Source organism: Collinsella aerofaciens, from assembly GCF_901212495.1.
Classification (GTDB): Bacteria; Actinomycetota; Coriobacteriia; order Coriobacteriales; family Coriobacteriaceae; genus Collinsella; species Collinsella aerofaciens_H.
In genome coordinates, this window is the sequence record NZ_CAAKNY010000082.1 from 20,632 (window position 1) to 35,335 (window position 14,704).

At 61.3% G+C, this 14,704-nt stretch carries 11 protein-coding genes and 1 tRNA gene; 11 read left to right on the forward strand and 1 reads right to left on the reverse strand.

Features of this window, described 5'->3' with window-relative positions; genetic code table 11:
• Positions 1-283: 283 nt before the first annotated feature.
• Positions 284-358: transfer RNA gene (locus SFLMC1_RS09910), tRNA-Val, on the reverse strand.
• Positions 359-588: 230 nt separating this feature from the next.
• Between SFLMC1_RS09910 and SFLMC1_RS09915 the strand changes: the two genes are divergently transcribed.
• The 11 genes from SFLMC1_RS09915 to glmM all read left to right on the forward strand — a co-directional run bounded on the left by SFLMC1_RS09915 (position 589) and on the right by glmM (position 14,429).
• Positions 589-1,473 carry a hypothetical protein gene (locus tag SFLMC1_RS09915; protein WP_152074089.1) on the forward strand — a complete coding sequence of 295 codons (885 nt, stop codon included), beginning with the start codon at positions 589-591 and terminating at the stop codon, positions 1,471-1,473.
• An 11-nt stretch (positions 1,474-1,484) separates the two neighbouring features.
• On the forward strand, positions 1,485-2,321 hold the full coding sequence (locus tag SFLMC1_RS09920) for a hypothetical protein (protein WP_152074088.1): 837 nt from the start codon (positions 1,485-1,487) through the stop codon (positions 2,319-2,321).
• 13 nt (positions 2,322-2,334) lie between these two features.
• On the forward strand, positions 2,335-3,321 hold the full coding sequence (locus SFLMC1_RS09925) for a hypothetical protein (RefSeq protein ID WP_152074087.1): 987 nt from the start codon (positions 2,335-2,337) through the stop codon (positions 3,319-3,321).
• 2 nt (positions 3,322-3,323) lie between these two features.
• Entirely contained in the window at positions 3,324-4,127 is an 804-nt protein-coding gene (locus SFLMC1_RS09930) for a hypothetical protein (RefSeq protein ID WP_152074086.1), read from the forward strand.
• 60 nt (positions 4,128-4,187) lie between these two features.
• Positions 4,188-4,931, forward strand: a complete 744-nt coding sequence (locus SFLMC1_RS09935; RefSeq protein ID WP_152074085.1) for a signal peptidase I — start codon at positions 4,188-4,190, stop codon at positions 4,929-4,931.
• Positions 4,924-6,615: a hypothetical protein gene (locus SFLMC1_RS09940; protein ID WP_152074084.1), complete on the forward strand. Its 1,692-nt coding sequence runs from the start codon at positions 4,924-4,926 to the stop codon at positions 6,613-6,615. The genes SFLMC1_RS09935 and SFLMC1_RS09940 overlap by 8 nt, the downstream gene beginning before the upstream one ends.
• A gap of 69 nt (positions 6,616-6,684) precedes the next feature.
• Entirely contained in the window at positions 6,685-8,745 is a 2,061-nt protein-coding gene (locus tag SFLMC1_RS09945; RefSeq protein WP_152074083.1) for a DUF2357 domain-containing protein, read from the forward strand.
• Entirely contained in the window at positions 8,745-9,449 is a 705-nt protein-coding gene (locus SFLMC1_RS09950; protein ID WP_152074082.1) for a signal peptidase I, read from the forward strand. The genes SFLMC1_RS09945 and SFLMC1_RS09950 overlap by 1 nt, the downstream gene beginning before the upstream one ends.
• A gap of 125 nt (positions 9,450-9,574) precedes the next feature.
• Complete coding sequence (locus tag SFLMC1_RS09955; RefSeq protein ID WP_187323947.1) at positions 9,575-10,597, forward strand: DMT family transporter; 1,023 nt, start codon at positions 9,575-9,577, stop codon at positions 10,595-10,597.
• 139 nt (positions 10,598-10,736) lie between these two features.
• A complete protein-coding gene (locus SFLMC1_RS09960) occupies positions 10,737-13,094 on the forward strand; it encodes a DUF4012 domain-containing protein (RefSeq protein ID WP_152074081.1) in 2,358 nt (785 codons plus the stop codon).
• 3 nt (positions 13,095-13,097) lie between these two features.
• Entirely contained in the window at positions 13,098-14,429 is a 1,332-nt protein-coding gene (gene glmM / locus SFLMC1_RS09965; protein ID WP_152074080.1) for a phosphoglucosamine mutase, read from the forward strand.
• The last annotated feature ends 275 nt before the right edge of the window (positions 14,430-14,704 follow it).

Here is a 14,704-nt window from a genome sequence, read left to right on the forward strand (position 1 = left end):
CTATAGGAAGGTTGTCCGGATGTGGCATCGAGGCCCATCCAGGCCCGGTTGAGGCGGTCGCCAAGACTGTTTGGGCAACTGTGGGCTTGGTTGGGTTTGCTGCGGCGGTATCGAGACGGCTTGGGCCCGGTTGGAATGGTTGCCAGAGGTGCGGGGGCGGCATCGGTCTTGTCTGGGATGGTTATTGGGGCTGTTGAGGTGGTTTTGGGTGCCGCGGCGTCCTTTTGGCTGGGCGGTATAAAACAAAACAGCTCAGAGGCGAAGCCTCTGAGCTGCGAACATTTGGTGGGCGTTAGAAGATTTGAACTTCTGACCTCTTCCGTGTCAGGGAAGCGCTCTCCCCCTGAGCTAAACGCCCGATCAAGGGTGCGCGAGTGCGCAGGAAATAATATAACGGAGCTCCCACCCAGTGGCAAGAACTATTTTTTAAAATGCGCCGATTTGCGATCCTATCCGCTCCGATGCAGCGCGAACAGCACGCGGAAAGTCGCGTTTGTACCCCCGATGAACTGCGCGTTCGCGTAAAATGGTTCCATTATGGGCAAGTCGTGCCCAGGCAGTTTACAACGCGGCAAATGGGGGAGGGGCATGTCGGACGCGCGCTCGCTGCGAAAACAGTTCAATCGCATGCTCGCCACGTTGCTGGTGGCGCTTGCTGCTGCCGGAGCCGTAACGTATGCCTGGTACATCTACAACGCCAACCGCCATATCACCGACGTCAAGATGGCCGCGGGCACGGGCGTGACCTTCCTCATCTCCAACGAGTACGACGGTGAGTACAAGACCAACGCCGGTCTGAGCTTTGCGGGCCTGCTCGATCCCGTCTCGACCGATAACGTGCTCAACGGGTTCCAAAAGGTAACGGGCTTTACCGGTGGAACCACGCAGGACTCCCTGTTCGCCAACATGTTTGGCGCGGCCAAGCATTCCGACTACACCAAGACCTCCCTGTACCTGGCCACCAACTCGGCCGCAACCGACGTGTACCTGTCGGGCATCGACTTTACCGAGCAGGATCCGGCAAACCCCATCTCCACCGCCCTGCGCGTGGGGCTGGTCGCCTATGCTCCGGGCAAAAGCGATACCGTTACCGGCCAGTACGTCTTTGAGGTCTCGGGCGAGCACAACCCCCAGGCGCGCTACAACACACTCGACGGCAAGGACGCCGGCGAAAACGAGCAGAACCACTTGGTGCTCGACAGTACCCGCTCCGATGGTTCCACGATCCATTTTGACCAGCTGACCAGCGCAAACTTCTGCGACTACAACGAAAACACCGGCGTGGTTGGTCTCAAGGAGGCCACGACCAAGATCTGCAGCCTGCCCGTCGCTGCCAAGGGCGCCAACCGTAGCACGCCCGTGCGTGTGGATGTATACGTGTGGCTGGAAGGCTGCGACCCCGATTGCACCAACAACCTGGCCGCCACCAGCTTGCAATCGCTGGCGCTGCGCTTTGCCGGCAAGCGTTCGTAAGGGGGCCAGGGATGAGTACGTCGAACATCAGAGACATCCTAAGCTCGCGTCGCCGCATGGCGGCTGCCGCTGCATGGATGTTCGTGCTGGTGACCGTCCTGAGCGCCGCCACCTACGCCTGGTTTAGCAACTCGCGTTACACCAACGTGACACCCGTGGCGCGCACGGTAAGCGACGAGGGCTCCGACCTGCAGATTGGCCTTTCGGCCAACGGACCATGGGACACAACGGCAACGCTTGCCGCCGCCGACAAAACGCTCTATCCCATCTCGACGGCCGATCTTTCCCGTTTTTGGCGCGGCACGTTCCAAAATGCCGCGGGCATTACGACCGACTACTCCGATTGCACCGCGCAGCTGGACGACTATGCCCTCACTGGCACGCTGTACCTTAAAGGCAGTGACAGCGCCCTCAACGTGTACCTGTATCAGGGCCAGATGAGCGTGACGAGTGATCCACAGCTGCTGGCCGCGCTGCGCCTGGGCCTGGTCATCACGACCCAGTCGGGTACGCAGACGCATATCTTTACCTGCGACGACCTAGGCAATACCGCGGGTGCCACCAGCAGGCGCACCACGGCGCAAGACGGCGTGGTCGTAGCGGGCGGCGCCTCGGGCTGGAGCTACGCTGCCGACCCTGCGCACGCCATAAGCGCCTACAGCATGGACGGCACCGGTGACACGCCCGCAGCGCGCGCGGGCGCCACGCCCATCTGCACGCTGGCCGCCAACGAGGTGGCAAGCGTTCGCTACGTTGTGTACATGGAAGGCTGCGATGCCAATTGCATCGATGAGGCTCAGGCCCGCGATGTGGTACTGCAGCTTGCCTTTGCCGCGGCCAAGGCATAAGGGGGCGAGCGACATGGAAGACCAGAAGCATATGCCAGCAGATAACCGCAAGGCCAAAACCCAGAGCACGGGCCCCGCAGCCCCCTCCAGCGCGTCCGCCGAGCGTGCACGCCTCGAGGGTGTCGCCGCCCGCCGCCACGCCCGCCGCGCGCGTGCCTACATCGCGCTCGTCATGGTGGCGCTCGCCGCCACGCTGAGTGCCGCAACCTATGCCTGGTTCACCAGCAACATGAAGGTCAACACCAACTCGGTGAGCGTGCACAGCGACACGTCCAAGCTGGTATTGGAGCTGGGCGACGCCGATGCCGGCAGCTGGTCGCAGCAAGGCGATGCATCTCTGGCCTCCACCGCGAGCGGGGCCGCGACGCTCTATCCGGTCTCGACCTTCGACCTCAACGGCTTTGCTGCCTGCGCGCAGAACAATTCCAACGGTGATGCCACGGTATTTGAGCAGGCAAAAGACAACGGCTCCGCGTTTTATCACGGCTGGATCGACCTGCGTCCCACCATCACGGGCACGGGCGCCAACAAGGTTAAGGGCAAGGTGAGCCTGTATCTGGCCGAGTCGCTGGTTCCACAGGGTGCCGACGCCGAGCTGCTGCGCGCGGCCCGCGTGGGCATCAAGATCTCGAGCGGCAGCCAGGTGCTCGCCACCAACATCTTTGAGCTCGACAGTTCCGACAGCGGCCATCGCGGCGAGCATCCCATGACCGTCCCGGCTGGCCTTGCCGGCTACACCGAGGGCATGCTCCTGGGCTGGCAAAACGGCCAACTTGCCTGCGGTGCCAACGTGACACAGGACCCGGCCACCTTTACGCTGGACACGAGCGAGACGGCCGAGCGCCCGCAAAACTCGCTCGCCACGCTGGCGCTGGGCCAGACCTATCGTCTGGATATCTATTACTACATCGAGGGCACCGACCCCGATAGCGCCGACTACCTGCACCAAGACCCGGGAACCCTGCACCTGGCCCTCTTTGCGACCTTGGATGGTGAGTAGCCATGACGTGTGAGCAACCCGCCGCCAACTGCACGCCCGCCACCGGCAAGCCCAACGCCGCTGTACCCACCGATACCGACCTGCGCCGCAAGCTCACCACCACCGTGGTGCTGGTCCTGTTTGCCCTGGTGGCGATAGCCATGGCAACCTTTGCCTGGTTCTCCATCGCCGATAGCGCCAAAACCCGCATGCTCATGATCGACGCCAACGCTGACGGTTCGCTGCGCTTTGACCTGGACGAGCATGCCACCTTCGACGAATACATCCACAGCCTGGGCTTCGACCAGATCTCGGCGCGCATCGCCAGCGAAAAGGGCGTGGACATCGACGCATCCAAGCTCAAACCCGTCACCACGAGCGACTACCAGACCTTTACCTTCGAGGATGGTTCCACCGCCGATCCCGCCACCGGCGCCTACCTGGAGTTTACGCTGCACTTTATGAGCAGCACGGACCTGCGCGTGCGCCTGACCGGCCAGGACGGCGACAACGGCGCATCCGGCACGCGGTTTGGCTCCGATACGCAGGGCATGGCCAGCGCCATGCGCATGAGCTTTACCGCCGACGGCCACACCTGGGTCTATAACCCCAACGGGGGCGGGGGCTCATCGGGTTCTGTCACGGTCTTTGGGCTCGACTCGGGCGCTGCCACCGCGGCCAGCGATATGTTCGACCTGATAAAAGATACGGATAAGCCGGTGACCGTTCGCATATGGCTCGAGGGAACGGACCCAAATTGCACTAATATGCTAAAGGGAGCTAACTATTCGGTTTCGATGCGCTTTGAGGGCATCGAGGAACAGTAGATACGCACGGCGGCCACCGGGCCGCGCACGACCTAGTCAGACACGGTAGTAAGGGACATCATGCAATCTGTTAAAAAAGTCGCATCCATCGCGCTGAGTGTCGTCATGTGGATCATCATCCTGGTGGCGGCCTTGTATGCGTTTACCACGCTCGCCACGCACGAGGACGGCAGCGTCTCCGACATCGCTGGCTTCACCCCGCTCGCCGTGCAGTCCGACTCCATGGCGCCCACGTTTAACAAGGGCGACCTCATCATCATCCAAAAGTGCGACACCTCAAAGCTCGAGGTGGGCGACATCGTGACGTTCCACACCATCATCGACAACGAGTACGCGCTCAACACGCACCGTATCGCCGCGATCGACGAGGTCAACGGCATGCGCAGCTTTACCACCAAGGGCGACAACAACGACGTGGCCGATACGCACATCATCAGCGACGGCGACATCGTGGGCAAGTACGTGTTCGCGTTGCCGCAGATGGGCAAGGTCATGGACTTCCTGTCCAGCTCCATGGGCTTCCTTGTTGTGATCGTGCTGCCCATGCTGCTGTTCTTTATCTACCAGGTGTATCACCTCATCGTGGTGGGCATGAACCTCAAGCGCGCTATGGCCGAGGAGGATCGCCTGGCCGCCGCGGCTGCCATCGTGGACGCCGAGGGCAAGGGCACTACTGTCACCGCCGATAATGCCGCCGAGCAGCTCGCCCAGGCCGAGGCCAAGCTCGCGGAAGCCCGTCGTCTGAAGGCCGAGGCCGAGGCGGCGATGAACGCGACCAAGCAGGAGGGTACCGACGGTGAGTGAGTTTCTGGGATTTGCCTGGGAGCTGCTGGCAAAGGTCGTCTACAACGTCGTTGCCGTCGTGAGCTCTATCCTTAACCTGCTGGTGTTTGGCTGGGTTGAGTACTTCAACATCTTTATGACCTACTTCACCACGTTCGACCTGGTGGGCAAGATTGGCGCGGTCATTCTGTTTGCCATGCTCATCGCGGTTCCCGTGCTGATCGTGGCCATTCTGGTCCACCGTTACCGTATCAACCGCCGCCTGCATCGCGACGATACGTCCAACAAGGCGCTCTACCGCGAGATCGGCCGCCTGAACAAGCAGGTGCTCGACCTGATGGACGAGAAGAATAAGCTGCTGGCGCTTAAGGTCAATGCCATGGGCGGCACCAAGCAGATTCCGTACGTGGGTGCCTCGGCTCTTGCCGACGACCATCTGCCCACGGTGGGCAACGTGGTGGGCGCCGCTACGGGTGTGCCCGCGGGCGAGGGCGCCACGGCTGCCGTGGTGTCGGGCAACGCGTCGCTCGCGCTCGATGGCGAGGGCGTCAAGGATGCCGCGGCCGCCATGGCCAAGGCTACCGTCGAGGCCAAGACCCTTGCCGAGGAAAAAGAGATCGCCCAGGCCAACCGCTTCCCCAAGCTGTCCCTTGTGGACCTTAAGTACCGCGACTGGGAATCGCCGGTCTACGACGATGCCATCTCGCTGGAGGACTTTGTCGAAAGCTTCCGCGCGTTCGCCTGCAGCCAGATGAAGCTCTACTACACACCCGAGATCATCCGCCGCTTTGTGGCCGGCATGGCCGCCTCCAAGCTGCTGATCCTGGAGGGCATCTCGGGTACCGGTAAGACGTCGCTGCCCTACAGCTTTAGCCGCTACCTGGACAACCCCGCGACCATCGTGTCGGTGCAGCCGAGCTTCCGCGACCGCACCGAGGTGCTCGGCTACTTTAACGAGTTCTCCAAGCGCTTTAACGAGACCGAGTTCCTCCGCGCCGTGTACGAGGCGGGCCTGCGCCAGGACCCGTCCATGATCGTGCTTGACGAGATGAACCTCGCCCGCGTGGAGTACTACTTTGCCGAGATCCTGTCGGTGCTCGAGATGCCCAGCCACGACGAGTGGGTACTCGATCTGGTCCCCACCCAGTGGGCCGCCGACCCCAAGGGCCTGCACGACGGCAAGCTCACCATTCCCGACAGCCTGTGGTTCATTGGCACCGCCAACAACGACGACTCCACCTTTACCATCACGGACAAGGTGTACGACCGCGCGATCCCCATCGAGCTCAACGAGCGCGCCGACGCGTTTGAGTGCGAGCCGCACGAGCGCGTGCACGTGACGGCCGACCACCTGCAGTATCTGTTCCAGAAGGCCAAGGTCGAGTACGTGATCGACGACGAGCTGCTCCAGAAGATGCACAAGCTGGACCAGTACCTGCAGACCCGCTTTAAGCTGGCCTTTGGCAACCGTATCATCAAGCAGATGTACGACTTTATCCCCGTGTACGTGGCGTGCGGCGGCACCGAGCTGGGCGGCATGGACTACATCATTGCCCGCAAGGTGCTCAAGAAGTTTGAGTCCATGAACGTGAGCTTTGTGCGCGACGAGATGAAGGGCCTGATCGAGTACATCGAGAAGACCTTTGGCGAGGGCGGCCTGCCCGATTCCGTCATGTACCTGCAGCGGATCCAGAACTTCTACTAATGGCGTAAGTGCGGGGGGCGTGACGTCGCCCCCGCCCCTTTCCGATCGATCCAACCTATGGAGTAACCCATGTCCGAGACCATTCAGGACCTCTATACCAGCTTCTCCGAGCAGATGGAGCCCATCCAGGAGGACAGCCGCTACTTCCACTATCTGTTCGAGATGGCGCAGGCCTCGGGCACCACGATCGAGCAGCAGCGCGAGGAGCTCGTCAAGGTGGTGGACGAGGAATGGATCAGCATGATCGAGGACTCGCTCGACGCCATCAACACCATTATCGAAAAGCCGCGCCGCTTCATCACCACCGAGGAAGAGGTGGTGCCGGTCTCGCTCGCCAAAAAGATCAGCGCCGACAGTGTCCGTCACCTGAGCCAGAACACGCAGTTCCTGGCGCCGAGCGACGATGGCGGCGTCCACCCTACGCGCATCCTCAACGTCAATACCGTCGAGACGTACGACCTGTATGAGAATCGCTTTATCTACCACCTGATTCAGCGCCTGCTGACGTTTGTGGACAAGCGTACCGACGTGATCTTTTGGTCGACGGGCAACGAGATCCGCAACCGCTTTAAGATGCACAGCAAGATCGACGACGCGTACGAGGAGATCGAGTACAACGTCGAGATGACGGTCAAGAACCGCCAGAGCTTTGCCGAGAACGACGCCGACAACATGGACGTCTTTATGCGCATCGACCGCGTGCGCCGCCTGGTCATGGCGCTGCGCGGTGCGTCGTTCTGCCAGATCATGAACGGGTGCAGCGCGGTCCGCAGCCCCATTCAGCGCACCAACCTCATCATGAAAGATCCCAACTATCGCAAGTGTTACCAGCTGTGGCAGTTTATGGAGCGCTACGACAAGGTGGGCTACAACATCGACGTGCAGCAGCAGGCGCTGGCGTTCGATGACGAGTACATGGTGCAGATGTACACCAACCTTATCAACAACTACACCGTCTTTAAGAGCCTGACCGACGACGAGCGCAACCTGCAGGAGCTCGAGAGCGTGCAACACGCGCCGGTGGCGCCCAAGTTTATCAAGGAGATTCAGGAGGTGCAGGTCGATAGCCCCGACCTGCCCGATGTCGAGGTCCGTCGCGTGTTTGTGGAGGAGGTCACGCAGGCCCAGCTCGATGCCGAGCAGGCGCTGGCCGAGGCCCGCGAGCATATTGAGGAGCTGCAGGGGCAGCTTAAGTCTTGGAAGGTTCAGGCCCATGCGCTGACCGATGAGCGCGATGATCTGGCCGACGAGCTGGACGAGGCAAAGACGCGTGAGCTGGCGTTGACGCAGCGCGCTCAGATGGCCGAGGCTGATGTTGAGGAGCTGCGCGCTTCGCTGGAGGATGTCGAGGCGGGCAAGAAAGCCGCCGAGGCCGACGCTGTCGAGGCGCGTGAGACCGCGGCGGCCCAGCTGGCGCAGATGCGTGCCGAGGCCGATGCCGAGGTCACGGCCGCTCGCGCCGATGCCGATGCCAAGATTGCTGCCGCCAAGCTGCAGGTCGAGGAGGTACAGCTGACGGCAGAGCGCGATGCCCGCGCCGCGCAGGAAGCGGCCGACGCCGCCGCTGCTGTAGCGGAGCAGAAGCTCGCCGACACCGTCGCCGCGGCCGAGGCGAAGGTTTCCGCCGCCCAGCAGGCCGCCGATGCCGCGATCGATGCTGCCCGCGCCGCCGCCGACTCTGCCGTTGAGCAGGCTGCGGTGGATGCCAACGAAAAGGTCGCCACCGCTGCCGCCGAGCGCGACGCCGCCGCGCGTGCCGCCGAGGAAGCTCGTGCCGATGCCGATGCGCGCATTGCCGCCGCCGGGCTCGAGGCCGGGGAGCGCATCGAGCAGGAGGTCGCCGCCGTTCGCGCCGCTTGCGAGCGCGAAGTCGAAGCCGCTCGCGCGGAGATGCAGCGGCGCCTGGATGCACTGGCGCAAGAGCTGGAGCAAGCCGAGCGCAATCGCGAGCGTGCCGAGCGCCGTGCCGAGGGCAACAGCCTGTCGCGCTACCTGCTGGCTCGCCTGCGCGGCGAGGCTGGCGAGGGCGTGGCCGCCGCGCCTGACGAGGATGGCGCTTCTGCGACGGATGCCACCGGGGCCGAGGTCGCTGCCGACCCCGAGACTTCCGCAAAGGACGCCGACAAGTGATGAAGCACGTGCTCCGCGTGATCAACGTGCTGGCGACCGTGGTGATCCTGGCCGCCTTTGTGGTGCTGCTGCGCACGGTGTTCACGCCCGCCGGCGAGATCCCCACCATCATGGGCTATGGCTTTATGCGTACGCTGACCGGCTCGATGGAGCCGGCGATTCCCGTGCATTCGTTTATCGTCGTCGATACCGACAACAGCCGGGTCTACCAAGCGGGCGATATCATCACCTTCCATTCGTCTGATGACGCGCTGGAGGGTTCGCTCAACACGCACCGTATCGTATCCGTGGAGGCCGCGTCCGACGGCTCGCTGGTCTATCACACTAAGGGCGATGCCAATCCGGTCGAGGACGCCGCGCCCGTGCCCGCCGCCGATGTGGTGGGCCGCGTGGTCTTTGTCTCGGCAGGCCTGGGCGTGGTGGTGTCGCTGTTCACCAACCCGCTGCTGTTCTTTCCGTGTATCGTGGTGCCGTTGATTGTGCTGCTGGTGCTCGAGATTCGCCATATGGTTAAAGCCACGCAAGAGGTGGCGCGTGCCGAGGACGAGGCCGCCCTGCGTGCTGCCGTGGAGCAGATTCGCGAAAAGCGCCGTCGCGAGCAGGAAGGCCAGGACAGCGACAAGGAGCAGGGCGACGGTGGGCATGCTGAGGGAAGTGCGGAAGCCGACCCCGGTGCCCTCGACGATTCCAACCGCTCGGCATAGCTCATCGGCGTCTTTCATCCCCACCATTTGGACGCTCGTAGATGTTCCGAATCGTCTACTTTTCCATACCAATATTCGTGCTACAGTTTGAGCGCTTTGTTGCCAATTGATTTCGGGGGAGTGGAATGGAACAGGAGCGCTCGGCGCAGCGTGCATGCGAAAAGGCTTCGGTGCCGATGACGGCGGCGTCCGATTTTGTCGTGCCCGAGGGGACTGACGAGCTCAGCCGCAGCACCCGCCGTGCATGGCGCGACCGCCTCAACGATGCGTCGTCGCGCAAGATGGCCCTGGGTGTGCTCGCCGCGGCTGCCGGCGGAACGTTTTGGGGCTTTTCTGGCACCAGCGCCAGCTACCTCTTTGACGTGTGTCATATCGAGACGTTTTGGCTCATGAGCGTGCGCCAGGTTTGCGCCGGCCTGCTCTTTATGCTCGTCGTGCTCAAAAAGGATCGCGACCGCTTGGTTAAACTGTGGACCACCCCCGCCGACCGCAAGCAGCTCATCCTGTTTACGATTTTTGGCTTGCTGTTCAACCAGATTTGCTATCTGTCGGCCGTGCGCCTAACCAACGCGGGCACGGCGACGGTGTTCCAGTGCCTGCAGCTGGTGGTCGTCATGGGGTATGCCTGTGTTACCACGCATCGACTTCCGCGCACGCGCGAGACGCTTGGTGTTTTGCTCGCCTTGGGCGGAACGTTTCTTATCGCCACGGGCGGCGACCCCAGTACACTGAGCATTTCGCCGATGGGCCTGCTCGCGGGCCTTCTGTGCGCCGTGGGTGGTGCCTGCATGGCAATTATCCCGGCCGGAATCCTCAAGGAATACGGCAGCCCGGTCGTCACGGGTTCGGCCATGCTCTCTGCCGGAATCGTGCTGAGCATCTTCACCCAGCCGTGGGTCCACGTACCGGCGCTCGAGCCCTCGGGCGTCGTCGCGCTTGCGGTGTTCATCGTGGTCGGATCGTTCTTTGCCTATATGTTCTATATGCAGGGTGTTAAGGAGATCGGCTCGGTGCGCGCGAGTCTCATTGGAACCATGGAGCCGGTTTCGGCTACCATCACCAGCGCCCTCATGCTGGGAACGGTGTTTCTGCCCACCGACCTGGCGGGTTTTGCCATGATTATCGCGATGGTGTTTTTAACGGTGTAGCGCACGCCGCTGCCTAGACGGACGCGGTGTTGCACCACAATTCTGGGAATTGGTGCCTGCGTCTGGAGTTTAACTGACGATGCCAAATATGTCATAAACTAATAGCGTAATTGACTTTTAGTATTGCGAGGATTCCTCTATGGCTGGTAACCACTTTAAGAACGGCGACGACGAGCGCTCTGCAGTTCCGCCGCGTTCAAATGGGATTGGAAACGCTGGCGTACCGAGTGGATCCATCCAAAACGGCGCTGGCAACCGTACGTCTCCGGGCGAAACGGCGATGTTTGCCGCTCTGTACGAACAGTCTCAAAAGGCAAAACAGGCTGGTCGCGTAGGCAGGCAGGCATTTCCGGGTGGGGCGGGCTCTGCGGCGTCGTCGGCTGGGGTCCGTCCGGCGCCAACGGGCGGTGCGAATGTCGCCGGTCCCACTGGCCCCGCTAACAACGCTCATCGCGCCCGCAACACCAGCCCCATCAACTCTGCCAATCCCGCCAAGAGTGCTTCTTCTTCTGGAGACGCAGGGCTTACGGGTAACCTGGGCACTATCTATACGGGCGCCTCCGAGACTGGCACGTTCGCCCGCCTGGATGATAACGGTGCCGAGTTTAAGGGCTCGGGCTCTAAAGAAGAATATTACGATTTTGGCTTGAACTACGGCGGCGATTCTTCGTCGAGCTCGACCTCGAACGGCCTGGTTCGCCATCGCCATCGCAAGGGCGAGCGCAAGAATCGCCGCATTGCAGCCGTCGTCGCCGCTATCGTCGCGGTGGTTCTTGTCGCGTTTGGCGTGAATGGTTTCATGCTGCTTAACTCGGCAAAAACCGTGAAGAGCCAGGCAAAGGAAACCGTCGAGATCGTCGGTGGCCTTAAGGACAAGGTCACGTCGGGCGATTTTTCGACGCTGCCTGACGAAGCGAAGAAGATCGATGAGCTCTGCGGCAGCATGAAGAAGGAGACCGCGAGCCCGGTGTGGACGATGGCTTCGTTCATTCCAGTGTATGGCAGCGACATTAACGCCGTCCGCACCATGGTCGATGCTCTGTCCGATGTTTCGAGCGGCGCGCTGGTCCCCATGGCCGATAATCTCGCTCAGGCAACGCCCGGCAAGCTGTTCCAGGACGGGACAATCAATGTGTCCGCGCTGCAGGCGGTCGCCGATTCGCTCTCCGATAGCTCGAAGGTGTTCAAGAGCGCCAACGAGAAGATCCAGAGCATTGGCGATACTCATATTTCCCAGGTGACCGAGCTGGTCGATAAAGCAAAGGACGGCTTTGCCACCCTCAACGGCGCGGTTGACGCGGCGGAGAAGGTCGCCCCCGTCCTTCCCCAGATGCTCGGCGCCAACGGCCAGACGCGTCATTATCTTGTGCTCGCGATGAGCAATGTCGAGATCCGTGCCTGCGGCGGTTTCCCCGGTTCTCGCGGCGTGATGTCGGTGACTGACGGTAAGCTCGAACTGGGCGATTTTGTCAAAGTCGACATGATGAAAGAGCCTTTGAGCCCGCTTCCAATCACGGATGAAGAGGCAAACTTGTTCACGACCGGATGGGGCCTGACCGGATTCAACACGCTCGGATACACGATGGGCGACGTTACGATGACACCCGATTATCCGCGTGCGGCTCAGCTTGCCAGCGATATGCAGAAGGCCATTGTCGGAGATGACATCGACGGCGTATTTGCGGTTGATCCGGTATTTTTGCAGTATATGCTCAGCATTGTGGGCGGCACGCAGCTTCCCGACGGCACCGTTGTCGATGGAAGCAACGCCGCAAAGGTGCTGCTGCACGATATTTATTGGAATTACCCGGTAGAGGAACAGGACGCCATTTTTGCGGCCGTCGCTGGATCGGCTTTTAACAAAATTGTGAACGAACTGGGGTCCAGCGATATTACTAAGATCGCTGCCGCCATCGAAAAGGGTGCTTCCGAGGGTCGCATCCTCATGTATTCGAGAAATGATGACGAGGAAAAGGCCGCGAAGGCTCTTGGAATATCGGGCGCCCTCCAAACCGATACGTCGGAGGCTCCGATCTTGGGCGTCTATGTGAACAACTACAGCTATTCAAAGATGGATTGGTTCCTCGATAAGCGAGTCACCATCGATTCTTCGGTTGAAAATGCCGATGGCTCGACGACGTATCGAGTGACCACCACGCTCAAGAACACGATGACCCCCCAGGAGAAGGCCGAGATGCCTGGTTATTTCCAGGGCCATAACGGCATTAGCCAGGATATTGATGATGAGGTGCTGAGGCTTTATCTCTATGCTCCTGCGGGAGGCAGCATTTCGGACATTAAGACTTCGGGCTCCGGTTCTATCGAGATGAACGAAGCGACGCACGATGGCCTGAAGGTTGCATGGGGCGGTGTCCACATGCTTCTTGGACAGGACATAAAGGTCGAGTACACGGTCACGACTTCGAAGGACTCTGGGCACAAAGAGCTTAAGGTTCGCACCACGCCAACCGCTCAAACGTTCGAACAGGATAAGTAAGATATGAAGTACTTTGGCACCGACGGTTTTCGCGGTGAGGCCAACGTTGGGCTGACGGTAGAACACGCTTATAAGATTGGCCGTTTTGTGGGCTGGTATTACGGTGCCAACCGCGAGCGCAAGGCGCGCGTCATCGTGGGCAAGGACACGCGTCGCTCGAGCTATATGTTCGAGGCGGCGCTGGTGAGCGGCCTGGTCGCGAGCGGTGCGGACGCATATATGCTGCATGTGATCCCAACGCCGGGCGTGGCGCATCAGACTGTGGAGGGCTGCTTCGATTGCGGCATCATGATCAGCGCGAGCCACAACCCGTTTTGCGATAACGGCATTAAGCTCGTCAACAGCGACGGCTTTAAGATGGACGAGGACGTGCTGGAACTCATCGAGGATTACATCGATGGCAAGAGCGAGGTGCCGCTGGCCACGGGCAACCACATTGGCGCCACGGTCGATTACATGCAGGGCCGCAACCGCTATATTGCCTCGCTCATCGCGAGCGCGAACTTTTCGCTGCAGGGCGTCAAGATCGGCATCGACTGCGCCAACGGCTCGGCGTCTTCGGTGGCCAAGCCGGTGTTCGACGCACTGGGCGCCGACGTGCGCGTGATTAACGCCGCGCCTGATGGCTTTAACATCAACGTCGACTGCGGCTCCACGCATATGGAGCGCCTACAGCGCCACGTGGTGGAGCAGGGCCTGGACGTGGGCTTTGCCTACGACGGCGACGCCGATCGCTGCTTGGCCGTGGACGAGCGCGGTCGCGTGGTCGATGGCGACCAGATCCTGTACGTGTGCGGTGTGTACCTGAACAAGCACGGTCGCCTTTCGGGCGGTACCGTGGTGCCGACGATCGCCAGCAACTTTGGCCTGGTCAAGTCGTTGGAGCTTGCCGGTCTGAGTGCCGTGACCAGCGGCGTGGGCGACCGTCATGTGTATGCCAAGATGCGCGAGGGCGGCTACAGCCTGGGCGGCGAGCAGACGGGCCATACGATCTTTGGCGATATCGAGCGCACGGGTGACGGCATTATGACCTCGCTGCGCGTGATGGAAGTGATTCGCGCCGAGCGCGAGACGCTCTCGCAGCTCACGGTTCCGTGCAAGCTGCTGCCGCAAGCGCAGGTTGCCGTGCGCGTGGCCGACAAGGACGCCGCATTGGGCAACATGGGCGTGCAGGCTGCCATCGCCGAGGCTGAGGCCGCGCTGGCGGGCGAGGGCCGCGTGCTCGTGCGCAAGAGCGGAACCGAGTCGGTGATTCGCGTGCTGGCTGAGGCTCCGGACCAATCGGCCGCCGACGCCGCCATGAAGCGCATCGCCAACGCACTCGAGGCTCTGTAGTTACGCGGTTTTACCAAACCGCGTAACTGCTCGACGCTGCAAACGGACCCAAGCGGCAATCTGACGTTCAATTTCAAGGGCGCGACCAGAAGGTCAGCGCTCTTTCATTTCACGTCACCTTGCTCGCTTGGGGCCGTTTTCGCTGACGTTGCCAGGACATCGGCGTCAACATGGTTGACGTTCAAAGAGTAGTCATTTAAGAACGTCCCCAATGACTAAAGAACGTCCCCAATGACTAGGTGGAAAAAGGGGCGCCGCGGGATAGATCCTGCGGC